The organism is Enterobacter sp. 237C8, from assembly GCF_034106865.1.
GTDB classification, from domain to species: domain Bacteria; phylum Pseudomonadota; class Gammaproteobacteria; order Enterobacterales; family Enterobacteriaceae; genus Enterobacter; species Enterobacter asburiae_B.
The window spans coordinates 26,927-44,965 of sequence record NZ_JAWNDF010000006.1; the positions used below are offsets into that span (position 1 = coordinate 26,927).

The 18,039-nt window shown below is 56.3% G+C and carries 16 protein-coding genes and 1 pseudogene; 5 read left to right on the forward strand and 12 right to left on the reverse strand.

Going from position 1 to position 18,039, the window contains the following annotated elements:
• Positions 1–6: 6 nt before the first annotated feature.
• The 3 genes from USF70_RS16255 to USF70_RS16265 form a co-directional block, all read right to left on the reverse strand.
• Positions 7–1,329, reverse strand: coding sequence for an MFS transporter (locus USF70_RS16255; RefSeq protein WP_023309582.1), 1,323 nt, complete (start codon positions 1,327–1,329; stop codon positions 7–9).
• Positions 1,330–1,589: 260 nt separating this feature from the next.
• Positions 1,590–2,615 (reverse strand): inner membrane protein YhjD, encoded by a 1,026-nt coding sequence (yhjD, locus tag USF70_RS16260; protein ID WP_047059925.1) that lies wholly within the window; start codon positions 2,613–2,615, stop codon positions 1,590–1,592.
• Between the two features lie 52 nt (positions 2,616–2,667).
• On the reverse strand, positions 2,668–3,567 hold the full coding sequence (locus USF70_RS16265; RefSeq protein ID WP_045404754.1) for a LysR family transcriptional regulator: 900 nt from the start codon (positions 3,565–3,567) through the stop codon (positions 2,668–2,670).
• A 119-nt stretch (positions 3,568–3,686) separates the two neighbouring features.
• Here USF70_RS16265 and USF70_RS16270 point away from each other — a divergent pair, with 119 nt between their 5' ends.
• Positions 3,687–4,445 (forward strand): SDR family NAD(P)-dependent oxidoreductase, encoded by a 759-nt coding sequence (locus USF70_RS16270; RefSeq protein WP_047059901.1) that lies wholly within the window; start codon positions 3,687–3,689, stop codon positions 4,443–4,445.
• A gap of 97 nt (positions 4,446–4,542) precedes the next feature.
• On the opposite strand, the pseudogene USF70_RS21765 reads toward USF70_RS16270, so the two are convergent.
• Positions 4,543–4,641, reverse strand: a pseudogene (locus USF70_RS21765) (lysozyme); the annotation flags it as partial.
• A 71-nt stretch (positions 4,642–4,712) separates the two neighbouring features.
• Positions 4,713–5,252: a GNAT family N-acetyltransferase gene (locus USF70_RS16275; protein ID WP_094934860.1), complete on the reverse strand. Its 540-nt coding sequence runs from the start codon at positions 5,250–5,252 to the stop codon at positions 4,713–4,715.
• A gap of 148 nt (positions 5,253–5,400) precedes the next feature.
• Between USF70_RS16275 and USF70_RS16280 the strand changes: the two genes are divergently transcribed.
• Entirely contained in the window at positions 5,401–6,990 is a 1,590-nt protein-coding gene (locus USF70_RS16280; RefSeq protein ID WP_320735811.1) for an STY4199 family HEPN domain-containing protein, read from the forward strand.
• Positions 6,991–7,117: 127 nt separating this feature from the next.
• Here USF70_RS16280 and USF70_RS16285 read toward each other — a convergent pair whose 3' ends face one another.
• From USF70_RS16285 to USF70_RS16295, 3 genes are all read right to left on the reverse strand, one after another.
• A complete protein-coding gene (locus USF70_RS16285; protein ID WP_033146864.1) occupies positions 7,118–8,767 on the reverse strand; it encodes an alpha,alpha-trehalase in 1,650 nt (549 codons plus the stop codon).
• Between the two features lie 181 nt (positions 8,768–8,948).
• On the reverse strand, positions 8,949–10,301 hold the full coding sequence (gorA, locus tag USF70_RS16290; RefSeq protein WP_033146863.1) for a glutathione-disulfide reductase: 1,353 nt from the start codon (positions 10,299–10,301) through the stop codon (positions 8,949–8,951).
• A gap of 71 nt (positions 10,302–10,372) precedes the next feature.
• The gene (locus tag USF70_RS16295; protein ID WP_032640380.1) at positions 10,373–11,215 is read right to left on the reverse strand and encodes a 23S rRNA (adenine(2030)-N(6))-methyltransferase RlmJ; all 843 of its coding nucleotides are present in this window, start codon (positions 11,213–11,215) and stop codon (positions 10,373–10,375) included.
• 214 nt (positions 11,216–11,429) lie between these two features.
• Here USF70_RS16295 and prlC point away from each other — a divergent pair, with 214 nt between their 5' ends.
• Together prlC and rsmJ are read left to right on the forward strand one after the other, a co-directional pair.
• Positions 11,430–13,472 carry an oligopeptidase A gene (gene prlC / locus USF70_RS16300; protein WP_064673676.1) on the forward strand — a complete coding sequence of 681 codons (2,043 nt, stop codon included), beginning with the start codon at positions 11,430–11,432 and terminating at the stop codon, positions 13,470–13,472.
• A gap of 7 nt (positions 13,473–13,479) precedes the next feature.
• Positions 13,480–14,232, forward strand: a complete 753-nt coding sequence (gene rsmJ / locus USF70_RS16305) for a 16S rRNA (guanine(1516)-N(2))-methyltransferase RsmJ (RefSeq protein WP_320735812.1) — start codon at positions 13,480–13,482, stop codon at positions 14,230–14,232.
• A gap of 133 nt (positions 14,233–14,365) precedes the next feature.
• Here rsmJ and uspA read toward each other — a convergent pair whose 3' ends face one another.
• The gene (uspA, locus tag USF70_RS16310; RefSeq protein WP_003861223.1) at positions 14,366–14,803 is read right to left on the reverse strand and encodes a universal stress protein UspA; all 438 of its coding nucleotides are present in this window, start codon (positions 14,801–14,803) and stop codon (positions 14,366–14,368) included.
• Positions 14,804–15,085: 282 nt separating this feature from the next.
• Between uspA and uspB the strand changes: the two genes are divergently transcribed.
• Positions 15,086–15,421 (forward strand): universal stress protein UspB, encoded by a 336-nt coding sequence (gene uspB, locus USF70_RS16315; RefSeq protein ID WP_003861224.1) that lies wholly within the window; start codon positions 15,086–15,088, stop codon positions 15,419–15,421.
• Positions 15,422–15,464: 43 nt separating this feature from the next.
• Here the strand turns inward: uspB and USF70_RS16320 are convergent, their stop codons facing one another.
• The 3 genes from USF70_RS16320 to pitA form a co-directional block, all read right to left on the reverse strand.
• Complete coding sequence (locus USF70_RS16320) at positions 15,465–15,872, reverse strand: hypothetical protein (protein ID WP_221703117.1); 408 nt, start codon at positions 15,870–15,872, stop codon at positions 15,465–15,467.
• Positions 15,850–16,239, reverse strand: a complete 390-nt coding sequence (locus tag USF70_RS16325) for a polymorphic toxin type 44 domain-containing protein (protein WP_029740249.1) — start codon at positions 16,237–16,239, stop codon at positions 15,850–15,852. The genes USF70_RS16320 and USF70_RS16325 overlap by 23 nt, the downstream gene beginning before the upstream one ends.
• Before the next feature lie 175 nt (positions 16,240–16,414).
• Complete coding sequence (gene pitA / locus USF70_RS16330) at positions 16,415–17,914, reverse strand: inorganic phosphate transporter PitA (protein ID WP_023309552.1); 1,500 nt, start codon at positions 17,912–17,914, stop codon at positions 16,415–16,417.
• Positions 17,915–18,039: the final 125 nt, after the last annotated feature.

Sequence of the window (18,039 nt, forward strand, 5' to 3'; positions counted from 1 at the left end):
CTTAGCTTACAGAGCCTGATGCTTCGTCTCGTGCGTCAGCAGCAGCGCAATCAGCGTCAGCGCCGCCATGGCCGCCAGATAGACGCCCACATAGAACAGACCATAGTTCGCCTGCAGCCAGGTGGCGATATACGGCGCAACGGACGCGCCCAGAATAGAGGCAACGTTGTAGGAGAACGACGCGCCGGTATAACGCACTTCCGTCGGGAACAGCTCAGGCAGCAGCGCGCCCATCGGGCCGAAGGTCAGCCCCATCAGGCTCAGGCCAATCAGCAGATAGGCCATCACCAGCGCCGGGCTACCTGAACCCAGCAGCGGCGGGAAGACGAACAGCGCGAACAGAATAATCAGCGTGGTGATCGTAATCATGCTCGCACGACGACCAAATTTGTCCGCCAGCAGGCCCGCAATCGGTACCATCACGCCAAACCCGATCACCGCCATCATCAGCATCCACAGCACTTCGTTACGCGGCAGGCCCAGGCCAACCGGCGCGGCGGCGGTACTGAACGTCATGGAGTAGACGGTCATGATGTAGAACAGCGTATAGGTTGCCAGCATGATAAACGTGCCCAGCACGGTCACGCGGACGTGTTTGGTCAGCAGCGTACCCAGCGGCACTTTCACCTGCTTGTTCGCCGCGGCCACTTTCGCAAAAACAGGAGTCTCATGCAGCGAAACACGCACATACAGGCCAATCAGCACCAGCACGGCTGAGAAGATAAACGGGAGACGCCAACCCCAGCTCATGAACTGTTCATCCGTCAGCAGCCAGGAGAGCAGCAGGAACGTCCCGTTGGCAAAGAAGAAGCCAATCGGCGCGCCCAGCTGCGGGAATGAACCGTACAGCGCGCGCTTGCGCGCCGGGGCGTTCTCGGTGGCCAGCAGCGCCGCGCCGCCCCATTCACCGCCCAGCCCCAGACCCTGACCGAAACGCGCCAGCGCCAGCAGGACCGGCGCCAGAATGCCGATGGTTTCATAGGTCGGCAGCAGACCGATGGCTACGGTGGAGATGCCCATCGTCAGCAGCGAGGCCACCAGGGTGACTTTTCGGCCAATGCGATCGCCAAAGTGTCCAAACAGCGCAGAGCCAATCGGACGCGCAACAAACGCGATGGCAAAGGTCGCCAGAGACTGCAGCGTGGCCGCCGTCGGATCGCCCTGCGGGAAGAAAATATGCGGGAAGACGATGACCGCGGCGGTGGCATAAATATAAAAGTCGAAGAACTCAATGGCGGTGCCAATCAGCGAGGCGACGACAACTTTATTGCGCGAGTTTACCGGAACGTTTTCCGTTCCTGAGTCGAGTGTGGTGGCTGTTGCTTGCATAATATTTTCTTATTTTTGTCGAACGAAAGGCCATATTACGCACAGCAAAAGCGACATTTCAATCTGTAACAAAACCGCGAGCTGGTGATAAAAGCAACAAAAAGCGGATAATTTTCAGGCCAGCGAAAACACGTCTATGAAATGCTTCACAGATTTTAAATATCAGTCAATTAAACTGGTTTTCAGTTAAATAAAAGTTACGGACTGGATTTATATGCTGAAATGATGAATCGGGCTGAAATTTCAGCCCGAGAGCGGGGCTAGCGGTGCGTTTTACCGGGCATTCGCGTGTCGCCTTTGTACTCGGCGGTGGCAATCCATGCCGCGCAGAACAGAGTCAGACGGGCGAAGAAATAGAAGAAGGCCATCAGTCCCAGCACCGAGCCAAACGCCGCGCCAGAAGGGGATTTCACCAGCGACGGCAGCGTGTAGGTCATCACGATTTTGATCACCTCAAAGCCGATCGCCGCAATCAACGTGCCGCGGATCAGCGCCTTCTTGCGCGGACGATGGCGGGGCAAGCGCCAGAAGATCCAGAAGAACAGCAGGTAGTTGGCGAAGATAGAAATGGCCAGCCCAATGCCGCGCCAGGCGGGCTTCAGCCATTCGATGTAATCAAGATAGAGCGCGGAGATGATCATCTGCTGCGCCGAGCCCGCCACGGAGGTAATGGAAAGCGTCACGATCAGCGCGACGAGCAGGCCAATCAGCGAAACAAAATCGCGGAGATACTTCACCCAGATTTTCTCCTGGTCCTGCGGCTTACGCTCCCAGACGTCGCGCGACTGGGCGCGAATGGCCTCGCGCAGGTTGCCCATCCAGTTAACGCCGGAGTAAAGGGCAATCAGCAAACCGACGATGCCGACGGTGGTACGCTGCTGAACGGCGGTATTGATGGTGCTCTTGAGCGTGCTGGCAAGAGTCGGGTCACTGACGTTATTCAGGATCTTACTGAAGATATCCTGCAGCAGCGTCGGGTGCGACGCGAGCACAAAACCGGCTGCCGCAAATGACACCATCAGGATTGGGATCATCGACAGGAAGGAAAAATAGGTGATGGCGGCACCAAACTGGTTTCCCATGCGGTCATTAAACCGTTCTGTGGCGCGTATCAGGTGCGCAATCATGGGAAGCTGCTGGATCTTTTCTGCCATGCTGGTAACCGTACCCAGCGCTTTGCTGGCTGTTCCCGGCGTTGCGGGCGCTTCAGGCTCGGTTTCCATCTTTTTGATGGGCTCATACTCTAAATGTTGGGTGGGTCGTTGCGGGTTGTTTTCCGGCGTCACGCGCATTTTCCTTTTCGTTGAGCTGGATGTGTTTTTGAATTATAGCTTGCGGCTAGTCCACGTAAGCTTTTGTGAGTTCGGTAAGCCACTCCATGAACAGATGGACCCGTCGGGAGAGGTTGCGGCGGTGGGGGTAAATCAGGGAGACAGGCATCGGTTCGGCCCGGTATTGCGGGAGGATCTCAATCAGTTTCTTCGCGCGCAGTAAATCACGCACCCCAACCCGCGGAACCTGAATAATGCCCAGCCCGGCGAGACAGGCAGCCTGGTAAGTTTCCGTGCTGTTGACGGTTAATACCCCGCCCGTTTTTATCCACTGCGTCGCACTGCCGTTATAAAACTCAAAGCCCTGCGGGCGGGTTCCCAGCATCGCGGCGTAGTGGATGACGGCGTGCGAGCCTAAATCGTCGAGCGTTTCCGGGTAGCCAAATCGCGCCAGATAATCCGGGCTGGCGCAGTTAATCACCGACAGCTTGCCCAGCGGACGGGCAATCAGCCCTGAATCCTTCAATGTGCCGACGCGCACCACGCAATCAAACCCTTCGCGGATCACATCCACCAGACGATCGCTGCTGCTGAGCTCGAGTTCAATGCCCGGATAGTGCTGCAGAAAAGCAGGCAGTTTGGGGATGACTAAATTTCGAGCAACGCCGACGGGCATATCCACGCGGAGCCGACCGCTGATGCTGGAGGGATCGTGCTGAAACATACCGTCGAGTTCATCAAGGTTTGCCAGCAGATCTTTTGCCCGTTCGTAATAGACCATGCCGTCCTGCGTCAGGCTGACGCGTCGCGTGGTGCGGTGCAATAGCTGGGTGCCAAGCCGGTTTTCCAGAGCCTGAATTTGCCGCGAGACGCTGCCTTTCGGCAGGGTTAATGTTTCGGCCGCGCGGGAAAAACTCTCCAGTTCCGCGACGCGGACGAACAACTGCATTGCGTGAATTTTATCCATAGAGGAAGCTCATTGTTGTTTCTGTTGAAACAGTGAAGCGTTTTAACCCATCTTTATTGATTTTCTATCACCTAATAAGCTCTTTCTCAATCTCCTTAACAGCCAAAACGAGGTTTATAATGAGTGAACGTATCGCATTAGTGACGGGTGGTAGCCGTGGTCTGGGTAAAAACGCTGCGTTAAAGCTGGCGGCAGACGGAACGGGAATTGTCCTGACATACAATCGTAGCCAGCAGGAAGCGCTGGATGTTGTGCATGAAATTCAGGAAAAAGGCGTCAACGCAGCGGCATTACAGCTCAACGTCGGGGATATCACGAGTTTTGATCATTTTGCCCGACAGCTTCAGGAAACCCTTAAGACCGTCTGGCAGCGCGAAACCTTTGACTATTTATTGAACAATGCCGGAACGGGTTTATATGCGCCCTATGCCGACACGACGGAAGCCCAGTTTGATGAAGCGCTGAACATTCATTTCAAAGGACCTTTCTTCCTGACCCAGCGCCTGCTGCCGCTGCTTAACGACGGGGGGCGTATCCTCAACGTCTCAAGCGGGCTGGCCCGTTTTACCCAGCCGGGCTCTGGGACCTACGCGGCCATGAAGGGGGCGATGGAAGTGCTGACGCGTTATCAGGCGAAAGAGCTGGGCGCGCGCGGAATTTCCGTCAATATCATTGCGCCGGGCGCGATTGAAACCGACTTTGGCGGCGGACGCGTGCGCGACAACGCGGAGCTGAATCAGCTTCTGGCCTCGCAGACGGCGCTGGGCCGGGTGGGGCTGCCGGACGATATTGGCGATGCCATTGCGGCACTGCTCAGCGATAAATTGGGCTGGATGAATGCGCAACGTATTGAAGTATCAGGCGGTATGTTCCTGTGATACACGGGCTTAAGGGGAAGGAACCCCTTAATGAAACCCTTAGTATGGATGTGTCTGCATACTGACAGTGATAAAGAACGCAGGCAGCCATAGCCGATAACCCCTTTTCATCACGATATTTCTCAAGAGAAAGACCCTGATGATTATTTATTAACGCAATGGCGGCAGAAAATATTTTCAGCGAATGACGTTTGATATTCGTTTCCTCTTAATAGCGACACTGAAGAGGAAACGACGTCCGGGAAATATCTGCTAAAAAGCGGTTGGTCAGGAATTATTATTCAGGTATTCCTGCTGTAATAAACCAAATAGCCAGTCATTTTGCCAGCGCCCCGCAAGGTAATAGCTCTCGCGTAATTCACCTTCCAGACGAAAGCGGGCTTTTTCCAGCAGGCGTCTTGACGCGACATTTCCCGCGGTGACAGTGGCGGTGAGTCGCCGTATACCGCCCTGATGAAAAGCGTAATCGCAAAGCGCTTTCAGGGATTCAAAGCCGTAACCTTTCCCCTGCGCCTCGGGTGCGAAAAGGAAGCCCACTTCGGCGCAGTCTTCCTCCCGATGAATATACCCGGTAACGCCCAGCGGGGCCTGTGAGGCGATGTCACGCACGACGAGACAAAGCCAGTGCGCGCTGCCCGGTGCCCATGGGGCCAGGCGCGAATCAAACGCCTCGCGGATCGCCGCGACGGGGCGGCCTTCCGCCACAAAGCGCATCACGTCCTGGTGCTGCTGTAGCGCCAGAAAAAAGGGCCAGTCTTGCTCCTGCAGGGGCGAACAGGTCAGGCGAGAGGTAATTAAAACCGGCATTCAGATTCTCCTGAAACATTTTAAATCATTTTAGGGTTGTCACTTTATTTCAACAGAAACTCAGGTATGGTTAACCGCGTATAAATAAAAAGAATAAAGGGCGTTTCGTGCCCATTCCGGATGTCTTCGTTGTCGCTTAAGGAAAACAATGACTCTCAGCACATCACATCATATTCGCGAACAGTTTGAACACTGTCTGGCGGTCATTCGCCATGCGTCGGTGGAAATTTTACTCCTTCTGAATGTACATGCTTCTGAGGGAAAAGATCCACGCTGGTTTCTGGAACAACTCGACAGCGCGCGATTAGCTCTGGGCGGCTGGGGAGCCGTTGCGAAAAAACTCAACCTCAATGATGCCGAGATGTCGGAATTTACGCTCCAGCTGCGCCTGCTGCAGCAGCGCGTTCCGCAGTATGAAAGCGGACAGGATGTGAGTGAAAACCAGCTTATTGCGGCGATGCGGTTTGTGACCGCGCTGGAACATCTTCGCCTGCAGCAGCCGCTGTTGACCTACAGCACCGACCTGGCACCGGGAAGCGAACTCCAGCAGCAGCAGGCGCACAAGCAGGTACGCGCGATTGAGCTGATGATTAAAGGACTCATCCAGCAGGCCTGGCCCGATCAGGTGCGGCTGAACAACCATCTAAAGACCCTGTTTAACGCTGACCGCGTGCGGCGCTGGCTGAAGCTTGGCGAGATCAATGATGTCCTGAGCGGCATGATGTTCAGTGAACTGGCGCAGATGCTGGTGGATAAAAAAGAGTTCAGCCGCTATTACGCTTCGCTGTTCAGCGACCCGTCCATGCTGACGCTGCTGGTTGAACCGCGCAAAACGCTGCAAACCTTCCTCGATGACATCCGGCAAATCCGCAACAGCATCACCGTTCAGAAAACGTTAAGCTCGGCGCAAATTCAGCTGCTGGATAGCTACTACGCGCAGATCGCGCGGCCCGTTCAGCGCGCGTTTGAAGAGGGGAGAACGCGCGTCAATCCGGCCGGATTCATGGCGGTAGATGCCAGCGAATTGCATACCTTCTGGGAAAAGGCGCAGAAAATGGATCGGGTCACCGGTGGGGATCTGTTTGAAGTCCGTGACACCATTGAAAAGCCGACCCAGCGCGCGCCGCGTACCCCTGAACAACGCGAGCAGCTCATTTCCGGTGCGCTATGGGGGGCGGTTGGCGTCATGGTGATTGCTATCGTGGCGGGAGGCTTCTGGCTGGTGACCAGCAGCAAACCGCAGCCTGCAACCGCCAGCGCGGCTGAAGCGGCTTCTCCGCAGGAAATGCGCGAGACGCCTTCTTCGCGCGAAACGCTCACGCGCATGGGGGTCACCTGGGACGAGAATAATTTCCGCTCGGCCATTAACCGCAACGATACCCGCGTGACCCTGCTGTTTTTGCAGGGCGGTATGGACTGGAAGCTCTCCTGGACCGAAGAGGCGATGTCGGCAGGCTATGACGATGTGCTGGAGCTGATGTTACGCTACCGCCAGAACATGGTGGAAGAGAAGCCGTGCCGTCGCTTCATCAACACGCTCAGCCACGCCATGTCGAACGGCGAGTCTCTGACCTCGGTTCGTAAAGAGTATCTCAAAGCGTTCTGCACCGTGCCTGCCGTGGTGAAACGCCAGCAGCACGATCTCGACATGGCCACTCGCCGCGCGCAGTCGCAGCCGGATGCCACCACGAAAAAATGGCAGTCCATTCAGACTGCCATTTATGAGGTGATTCGCTAAAATTTTTCCCCTCACCCCAGCCCTCTCCCCATAGGGGCGAGGGAGATGAAGAGCGCACCGTGCAGTCCCCTCTCCCCTCTGGGGAGAGGGTTAGGGTGAGGGGTGAGGGCACCAGACCGCACCCCGCTTAAGGCTCCCCATACAACCCAATCAGCCGCCGCACCACGCCGTTCGTCCAGCCGAAACCGTCCTGCAGCGGATACTCACCCCCGCCGCCTTCGCGCGGCGTACTGCTGGCGATGTGATACTTCTCAATCAGCTTGTGATGCGTCTTATAAAAATGGTTCACCGTATGCAGCCAGCTCCAGGCGATCTCATCGCCCAGCGAGTCGTTGCCGTACTGCTTGAACCCCTGAATCGCCATCCACTGCAGCGGCGCCCAGCCGTTGGGTTTATCCCACTGCTCGCCGGTTTCGTACTCGGTCGCCAGAATTCCGCCCGGCGTCAGCAGACGCGCCTTGACCGCATCCGACAAACGTTCTGCCTGCTCGTGCGTCGCCATTCCAACGTACAGCGGCACAATGCTGGCGGCAGAAAACAGCGCCAGCTCTTCGCGTCGCCAGTCGTAATCGCGGTAGCAGCCGCTCTCCTCATCCCACAGATAGCGGTTCACCGCCGCGCGGCGATCGTTGGCTTTCTGGCGGAACGCCTCTGCCGTCTCTTTATCCCCTTTCGACGCCGAGATGTTGGCTATAGCGCTTTCCAGCTTGAACAGGAAGGCGTTCAGATCGATGGGGATAAACTGCGTCGTGCGGATGCTGGCGAGCCGCGACGGATCGCGCAGCCAGCGGGACGAATAATCCCAGCCGGACGCCGCCCCCGCGCGCAGATCGCGGTAAACCTCATTGGGCGGACGACCCGAGTGACGCGCGGTTTCAACGTCCTCGATCCACGATTCGTCGCGCGGGGTATCACGGTCGTCCCAGTAGCGGTTGAGCAGTGAACCGTCCGGCATACGCACGGCGCTGCGGTAAGCCTGGTTAAGCAGCAGCGACTCCGCGCCGTCCATCCAGAAGGCGTATTCCATTTTGAGGTGATCCAGATAGCGTTTCGCACCGCGCACGCCGTCCTCCTCGAACAGCTCTACCATCAGGGCAAAGACCGGCGGCTGTGAGCGGCTGAGGTAATAGGTGCGGTTGCCGTTGGGGATATGCCCGTAGCGTTCAATCAGCCAGGCGAAGTTGTCCGCCATACATTTGAGCAGATCGTTACGGCCGCTCTCCGCCAGCCCCAGCATGGAGAAATAGGAATCCCAGTAGTAGGTCTCGCTGAATCGCCCGCCGGGGACGATATAGGCCTGCGGCAGGGCCAGCAGGGAAGACCAGGGAATATGATCCTGCGGCTCGCGCGTCAGCACCGGCCACAGGTTATCAATATGCTCTTTCAGGGAGAGTCCCGGGTCGGAGACATATTCTGTGCCGTACGTTTCCGGCATCCAGAAGTGGTTCTCCACAAACTGGCGCAGGTCGAAATCCCGGTGGCGTCTGACCTTGCGGTAGCGGATCAGGATATCCAGCGGATCCATCTTCGGCGCGCAGTCGGGAAAGGTTTTACTGTCCGCAAACAGCCGCGTCGACTGCACATGCTCGAACAGTTCAAGATAGCGGTCTGCGGGCGTCAACGCATCGGAGGCGGGTAGCCCCTCGATCATTTCGGGTTCCGGTTCCGCCTCAATCATTTCATCCAGTTTCAACTCGCAGGGATCGGTCTCGTAGCGCAGCTCTTCTGCAATCTCGAACTCGATGTTCTCGGTAGCCTGTAGTTTCTGGTTGAACATGGTGATAGGGACCTCCGGTTGTGTGTTCAAAAGACAGGTTTATCCGGGCGTCTTATAAGCGTAGACATTCGCTTCGGTAGATGGGGAGGGATATGTGCGGTAGATCACTATTTTCGGAGCATTCGTTTTGCAACGATTTATGAATGTTAAAAAAATGCCCCTCCGGAGAGGGGCATCAGGATTAACGCATGGTCACAAACTCTTCCGCGGCCGTCGGGTGGATGGCCACGGTGTTGTCGAAGTCTTTCTTGGTTGCGCCCATCTTCAGCGCCACGGCGAAGCCCTGCAGGATCTCGTCCATGCCGAAGCCGATGCCGTGGATGCCGACAATCTTCTCTTCCGGGCCCACGCAGACCAGCTTCATGCGGCACGGCTGACGGTGAGAGGTGACGGCGGTGTACATCGCGGTAAACGCCGATTTATACACTTTCACCTGGTCGTCGCCGTACTGTTCGCGCGCCTGCGGCTCGGTTAAGCCGACGGTGCCGATTGGCGGATGGCTGAAGACCACGGTCGGGATGTTGCTGTAGTCAAGATGCTCGTCCGGCTTGTTGTTGAACAGGCGCTCGGAGAGACGACGACCCGCCGCAACGGCGACCGGCGTCAGCTCAACCGCGCCGGTGTTGTCGCCGACCGCATAAATGCCCGGTACGCTGGTGTTCTGGAATTTATCGACGACGATATAGCCTTTTTCGTCGGTTTTCACGCCCGTCACGCCCAGGTTGAAGTTATCGTTCGCAGGTTCACGGCCAATCGCCCAGATCAGGCAATCGACGGTCTGGCTGCGGCCATCTTCCAGCTCAAGCGTCAGGCTACCATCCGCGTTTTTCACCACCGCTTTTGGCACGGCGTTGGTGTGCAGGGTCGGGCCTTCCGTGTTCATCACTTCAACCAGCGTATCGACAATCAGCGGGTCAAAGCTGCGCAGCGGCGCGTGTTTACGTACGAACAGGTGCGCTTCCGCGCCCAGGCCGTTAATCACGCCAGCCAGTTCCACCGCGATATAGCCCGCGCCAACAACGGCAACGCGTTTTGGCAGGGCAGGCAGCTCGAAGAAACCGTCGGAGTCGATGCCGTATTCCACGCCCGGGATGTTCGGGTGGCTCGGACGACCGCCGGTGGCGATCAGGATGTGATCGGCGGTGATCGTCTCGCCGTTCACTTCGATCGTTTTCGCGTCCACAAAGCGGGCGAAACCGTGGATAACATCGACGTTATTTTTACCCAGCACGTTGTCGTACGAGGTGTGAATGCGGTCGATGTAGGCGGTACGGCTGGCGATCAGTTTGTCCCAGTCGAAGCGGTTGATGGTGGTGTCAAAGCCGTAGTCCGGGCCATACATATGAATAGCTTCACGGATCTGCGCCGCATGCCACATCACTTTCTTCGGTACACAACCCACGTTCACGCAGGTGCCGCCCAGCGCTTTGGCTTCAATCAGCGCGCACTTCTGGCCGTACATGGCCGCACGGTTGATGGAGGCGATGCCGCCGCTGCCGCCGCCGATTGCGATGTAGTCATAATGCTTAGTCATTGCTTTTGTCCTTAATCGTGAATTGCCGCGATTGTATACCTGAAATCAATAGTTTCCACCGATGACTGCGATTACTCCGGCACGATCCAACTGACGGTGGCGTGGCCTGTACCGGCGGGGACCAGCGTTTTATGCAGCCACGGCAGCACGTTGTTCATCTGCGCTTCGAGCTTCCACGGCGGGTTGATCACAATCATGCCGGAGGCGGTCATGCCGCGCTGATCGCTGTCAGGGCGTACCGCCAGCTCGATCTGCAGGATCTTGCGGATGCCGGTCGCTTCCAGGTCTTTGATCATGCGTTTGATCTGCGCGCGCAGCACCACCGGGTACCACAGGGCATAGGTGCCGGTAGCAAAGCGTTTGTAGCCTTCGTGGATGCCGGTTACCACTGCCTGATAGTCGGTTTTGATTTCGTACGGCGGGTCGATCAGCACCAGGCCACGACGGGAAACCGGCGGCAGTTTGGCCTTCAGCTGCTGGTAACCGTCGGCTTTTTCCACGCGGGCGCGGCTGTCTTTCTGGAATTCGGAACGCAGCAGCGGGAAGTCGCTCGGATGCAGTTCGGTCAACTGGAGGCTGTCCTGCTCGCGCAGCAGCTGGCGTGCAATCAGCGGTGAGCCAGGGTAGTAGCGCAGCTGGCCGTTGCGGTTGAAGTGATTCACCACGCCGATGTAAGGCTCCAGCTCGGCAGGCAGGTCGTCCTGCTGCCAGATGCGGGCAATCCCTTCCAGATATTCACCGGTACGCTCGGCATGCTCGCCGCTCAGCTGATAACGGCCCGCGCCCGCGTGCGTGTCCAGATAGAGAAACGGCTTCTCTTTCTCTTTGAGCGATTCGATGATCAGGCTCTGAACGGTGTGTTTAAGGACGTCGGCGTGGTTGCCTGCGTGGAAGCTGTGGCGATAACTGAGCATGGATGAATGTGTTCCAGGTAGTAAACGTAGGCCCGATAAGCGTAACGCCATCGGGCAAAAATAGAGCGTATCGCCACAGTATACAGAAAAGTTTCCACCGCCGCGAAAGCGCAACGTCCGGCATTGAAATCCTCTACACTTAACCCCATTCTAGATCCCATATGCACAGCGCCGGATGCGCGCTTCATTCACCTATTTCAACAGGACAGCGTTTATGACCAATCCATTACTGACGCCTTTTTCGTTGCCGCCGTTTTCTAAAATCCTCCCTGAGCATGTTGTTCCAGCCGTTACGCAATCGCTGGACAACTGCCGCGCGGCGGTAGAAAGCGTGGTAGCGCAGGGCGCGCCGTACACCTGGGAAAATCTGTGTCAGCCGCTGGCCGAAGTGGACGACGTGCTGGGGCGTATCTTCTCCCCGGTGAGCCACCTGAACTCGGTAAAAAACAGCCCGGAACTGCGCGAAGCCTACGAGCAGACCCTGCCGCTGCTCTCTGAGTACAGCACCTGGGTCGGGCAGCACGAAGGGCTGTACAAAGCCTACCGCGACCTGCGCGACGGCGACCACTATGCCGAACTGAACACGGCGCAGAAAAAATCGGTCGATAACGCCCTGCGTGATTTTGAGCTGTCCGGGATTGGCCTGCCAAAAGAGAAGCAGACCCGCTACGGCGAAATTGCCGCGCGTCTGTCCGAACTGGGCAACCAGTACAGCAACAACGTGCTCGACGCCACCATGGGCTGGACGAAGCTGATTACCGACGAAGCTGAGCTGGCCGGTATGCCGGAAAGCGCGCTGGCGGCGGCAAAAGCCCAGGCCGAAGCGAAAGAGCAGGAAGGCTTCCTGTTGACGCTTGATATCCCGAGCTATCTGCCGGTAATGACCTACTGCGACAACCAGGCCCTGCGCGAAGAGATGTACCGCGCGTACAGCACCCGCGCCTCCGATCAGGGGCCGAATGCCGGTAAGTGGGACAACAGCCCGGTAATGGCGGAAATCCTCGCCCTGCGTCACGAGCTGGCGCAGCTGCTGGGCTTCGAAAACTACGCGGATAAATCCCTCGCCACCAAAATGGCGGAGAACCCGCAGCAGGTGCTCGACTTCCTGACCGATCTGGCGAAACGCGCCCGTCCGCAGGGTGAGAAAGAGCTGGCCCAGCTGCGTGCCTTCGCGAAAGCCGAGTTCGGCGTGGACGAGCTGCAGCCGTGGGATATCGCGTACTACAGCGAAAAACAGAAGCAGCATCTCTACAGCATCAGCGACGAGCAGCTGCGCCCGTACTTCCCGGAAAACAAAGCCGTTAACGGCCTGTTCGAAGTGGTAAAACGCATCTATGGCATCACCGCCAAAGAGCGTACCGATATCGACGTCTGGCACCCGGACGTGCGCTTCTTCGAGCTGTATGACGAGAAAAACGAGCTGCGCGGTAGCTTCTACCTCGATCTCTACGCGCGTGAGAACAAGCGCGGCGGGGCGTGGATGGACGACTGCGTAGGCCAGATGCGTAAAGCCGACGGTTCTCTGCAGAAGCCGGTCGCCTACCTGACCTGTAACTTCAACCGTCCGGTAAGCGGTAAACCGGCGCTGTTCACCCACGACGAAGTGATCACCCTTTTCCACGAGTTCGGTCATGGTCTGCACCACATGCTGACCCGTATCGAAACCGCAGGCGTAGCCGGTATCAGCGGCGTGCCGTGGGATGCGGTCGAGCTGCCAAGCCAGTTTATGGAAAACTGGTGCTGGGAGCCGGACGCGCTGGCGTTTATCTCCGGCCACTACGAGACCGGCGAACCGCTGCCGAAGGAGCTGCTGGATAAAATGCTGGCGGCGAAAAACTACCAGGCGGCGATGTTCATCCTGCGTCAGCTGGAGTTCGGCCTGTTCGATTTCCGCCTGCACGCCGAGTTTAGCCCGGAGCAGGGCGCTAAAATCCTTGAGACCCTGGCCGAGATTAAAAAGCAGGTTGCCGTTATTCCAGGGCCAACCTGGGGCCGCTTCCCGCATGCCTTCAGCCATATCTTCGCAGGCGGCTACGCGGCGGGCTACTACAGCTACCTGTGGGCCGACGTGCTGGCGGCAGATGCCTTCTCCCGCTTCGAAGAAGAGGGGATCTTCAACCGCGAAACCGGCCAGTCGTTCCTCGATAACATCCTGACCCGCGGCGGGTCTGAAGAGCCAATGGTGCTGTTCAAACGCTTCCGCGGCCGCGAGCCACAGCTGGACGCGATGCTTGAGCATTACGGGATCAAAGGCTGATTGTTACGTGAAGATCTGCTTAGTAGATGAAACAGGCGCCGGAGACGGCGCCTTATCTGTTCTGGCGGCCCGCTGGGGGCTGGAGCACGATGAAGAAAACCTGATGGCGCTGGTGATGACGCCGGAACATCTCGAATTACGCAAGCGCGACGAACCGAAGCTCGGCGGGATTTTCGTCGATTTTGTCGGCGGCGCGATGGCGCACCGGCGCAAGTTCGGCGGCGGTCGCGGCGAAGCGGTGGCCAAAGCGGTCGGCATCAAAGGGAGCTACCTCCCGGACGTGGTCGATGCAACGGCGGGGCTGGGGCGCGATGCGTTTGTGCTGGCGTCCGTCGGCTGTCGCGTGCGGATGCTGGAGCGTAATCCGGTGGTCGCTGCGCTGCTCGACGACGGGCTGGCGCGAGGCTACGCGGACCCGGAAATCGGCCCCTGGTTACAGGATCGTTTGCAGCTGATCCACGACTCCAGCCTGACGGCATTGACGGACATCACCCCGCGCCCGCAGGTGGTCTATCTCGACCCTATGTTCCCGCATAAGCAGAAAAGCGCGCTGGTGAAGAAAGAGATGCGGGTGTTTCAGTCGCTGGTGGGACCGGATTTGGATGCCGATGGCCTGCTGGAGCCGGCTCGTCAGCTTGCCACGAAGCGGGTGGTGGTAAAGCGCCCGGACTATGCGCCGCCGCTGGCGGACGTTGCGACCGCTAACGCGGTGACCACCAAAGGGCACCGGTTTGATATTTATCCGGGTACGCCGGAATAGTGCGGGCTGATGCCCTCACCCTAACCCTCTCCCACAGGGAGAGGGAACAAACATGTAAAACGGCAACCAGGTTGCCGTTTTGCTTTTACCTTGTAGGCCCGGTAAGCGTTAGCGCCACCGGGCTTTTTTGCACTTACTCGTCTTCTTCGTCACGCAGTGGAACAATCAGCATATCCACGTGAACGGTGTTAATCAGCTGGCGCGCTGAAGACATCAGCTTACTCCAGAAGTCCTGATGGTGACCGCAAACCACCAGGTCCATATCGTATTTCTTGATCGCATCAACCAGCACCTGGCCCAGGTCGCCGCTGCCGCTCAGGGTTTCGGTAATCGGATAGCCCGCGTTGGTGGAGAGTTCGCTCAGGGCATGGTGAGTCTCTTCGGAAATGCGTTTCTGCATATCGCCAAGATTCACGTCGATCAGACCGGTGTAGAGGTCGGAGTAATTCACGTCAACGTGAATCAGCGAAACTTTCGCGTTGTAGGGACGTGCCATGGATACCGCTTTATCAACCAGCACTTTGCTCTCCGGAGAGAGGTCAACCGCGATGAGAATGTGTTTGTAAGCCATAGTGTTACTCCTTCCTTAAGTTATCGATGACTAAGTGAGAATGCCGTCGTCTGATACTTTCATTACGGCCCAGTTAAACATATTTTTCAAGCTTTGGTGTTGATAACGATTAACCTTGTGGCAAAAAAATTAACGGATCTCCTACACTGTTAAATGAGCCGTTCGGATATTAAAACGCGAACCGGATCGATTTTGGTCATTCTTTCACTGAACTGTCTGTCAGGGCATTGGGGTGCGGTAGCTCAGGAGCCTTGCTTCGTGGGTGGACGCCGGGGAGGATGTATGATTAGCACCGTCGCATTGTTTTGGGCGTTATGCGTGGTTTGCATAGTGAATATGGCGCGCTACTTCTCATCGTTACGTGCGCTGTTAGTGGTACTTCGTGGTTGCGATCCGTTGCTTTATCAGTATGTGGACGGTGGAGGGTTCTTCACCTCGCATGGACAGCCCAGCAAGCAGATGCGTCTGGTGGGGTACATCTACTACCAGCGCTACCGCGATCATCACGATGAAGAGTTTATTCGTCGCTGCGAGCGCCTGCGTCGTCAGTTCATTTTGACCAGTGCCCTGTGCGGGCTGGTCGTAGTCAGTATGATTGCATTGATGATTTGGCACTGAGCATCACAGCAGGCGGGGAAAGCCCCGCCTTCTTTCATCTGGCTCAGGGCTTAACTGAGAACCGGAGACTGGAGATATTGTTCTCAATCGAAATAACCTTTCCGCTATAGGCAATGTTCACTTCCCCGCTTGTATCAATACTGGCCGAGGTTATCGTGCCTGTACCTTCGATTACCGGATACTTCATCGCAAGCTGATGGATAATATCAGGGTCTTTCCCTGCAAGCGCCCCCGAGAGATAGTAACGGTAGATTGGTGGTACGGTTGTGCCACCCTGATTGTTCACGGTCATATAGAGCCAGACGCTATCGGATAATTTATAAACGCGCTGTAGCTCATCGCTATTTCGCTGATTGGGCTGATGGTTTAACCAGAAAAATCCAATGACCAGAACCAGAAGTGAAAAGGTAACAAGGCGATGAATCCATTTAATAGCCGTTTTGAATGGCATACTCTATTCCTTCTCTGATGTTGCGTTGGTCCGTTGGGTCGTCTCCGTAAGGCGGCTTTTCGTACCATTTTCCCCATTCCGGTTTTGAGGTACCTGCCCGGCCTTGAGCCCAGCCTGCCCCCATAAGGAGGATGTTTGCAGGGATACCTGCCGCAGTACCGGCGGCTCCGAAGTTGAAGTTACCAAATGCAGCAAAATAAGGGTCGAATTTTTTATAATCCCAGGGACCGCCATTTCGGACTTTTTGGTAGAACCAATAATACGTTGAGGGCGTAGCCATATTGCGTGACATTCCGTTAAGGCGTGCCTCACGCATATTGTTCGCTATAACGATTGAACCCGGTCCTGAGATAGGGACAGAAGCCATACATTCTCCTTTGTCTGGATTTTTCTTCTGGCCGCCATGATAGTTTTTTCTGTGTTTTAAAATTGAACAAAAAATGTTCAGGAAATCCTCATGTTATCAAACACTTCATGGAAAAAAGCTGCCATAAAAAAAGCGGGTCAGTTTCCTGACCCGCTTTTTTGTCGCACTAAACCGATTAGATCAGCTTCAGCGAAATCCAGTACAAACCGCCAGACAGCAGGATTGAGGCCGGAAGGGTGAACACCCAGGCCATCAGAATGTTGGTCACGGTTTTGCGCTGCAGACCGCCACCGTCAACAATCATGGTACCTGCCACGGACGAAGAGAGTACGTGGGTGGTGGATACCGGCATACCGGTGTAGCTCGCCAGACCGATAGACACTGCCGCCGTCATCTGCGCGGACATACCCTGCGCATAGGTCATGCCTTTCTTACCGATCTTCTCGCCGATGGTGGTCGCCACACGACGCCAGCCAATCATCGTACCGATACCAAGCGCCAGCGCGACGGCCATGATGATCCAGATTGGCGCGTACTCAATGGTGTTGAGCATATCGCTTTTCAGTTTCTTCAGCAGACGTTTGTCGTCACCATTCACCTCTGGCAGCTTCGCGACTTTATCGGTCACATCAGAGATACAGAGCATGATACGACGCAGCTGACCACGCTGTTCTACAGCCAGTTTGTCGTAGCTTTCGATATCGCCCAGCATGCCTTTCGCACGTTCCAGCGCGTTAATCGCGTTTGCCGGATGGCAGTGGAACTCGCCAGGCGCGGTGGTTGCACCGGCTTCCGGAGAAGGGATCAATTGATCAACGCCGGTCGCTTTTTTCAGCAGGTCAGGATGCTGCTGGAAATAGGTTTCAACGTTGTTGACCGCATCGCGGGTACGGGTGATTTCGTAACCCGAGGCGTTCATGTTCACCACGAAGCCTGCCGGTGCGACGCCGATCAGAACCAGCATCACCAGACCAATGCCTTTCTGCCCGTCGTTCGCGCCGTGAGAGAAGGCCACGCCGATAGCAGAAATGATCAGGGCGATACGCGTCCAGAACGGCGGCTTTTTCTTGCCGTCTTTCTTCTCACGCTCTGCTGGCGTCAGGTGGATACGCGCACGTTTTTTCGTGTTACTCCAGTAACGACGCAGGATGAAAATCAATCCCCCCGCGACTACCAGACCCACGATAGGGGAGATGATCAGGGAGCCGAAAATGCCCAATACTTTAGGCAGGTTCAGCGCATCAACAACCGATGTCCCGGTCATCAGGGCGTTGGTTAACCCGATACCGATAATCGCGCCGATGAGGGTGTGAGAACTGGATGCAGGCAGGCCAAAATACCAGGTACCGAGGTTCCAGATAATTGCAGCAAGCAGCATTGAGAACACCATAGCGAGGCCATGGCCAGAACTAACGTTAAGCAGCAGATCCGTTGGCAGCATATGCACGATGGCATACGCAACGCTCAGTCCGCCCAGGAGAACACCAAAAAAGTTAAATACCGCCGCCATAACAACCGCAAGCTGCGATCGCATTGCGCGAGTGTAGATAACCGTCGCTACTGCGTTTGCAGTGTCGTGGAAGCCGTTGATCGCTTCGTAAAACAGTACAAAAACCAGAGCAAGCAATAATAAAAGCCCGGTATGTAAATCCAGGCCGGCAAACAAATGTAGCATAGGACGTTACGCCATTTTGAGGACATGAACGCGGCGCATTATCCAGGACAAATGCGCGGCGGGCAAAGTGAAATATAGACTTTTTTTGACATACCACCTGATTTGAGAAAAGCACTAGAAAGGAT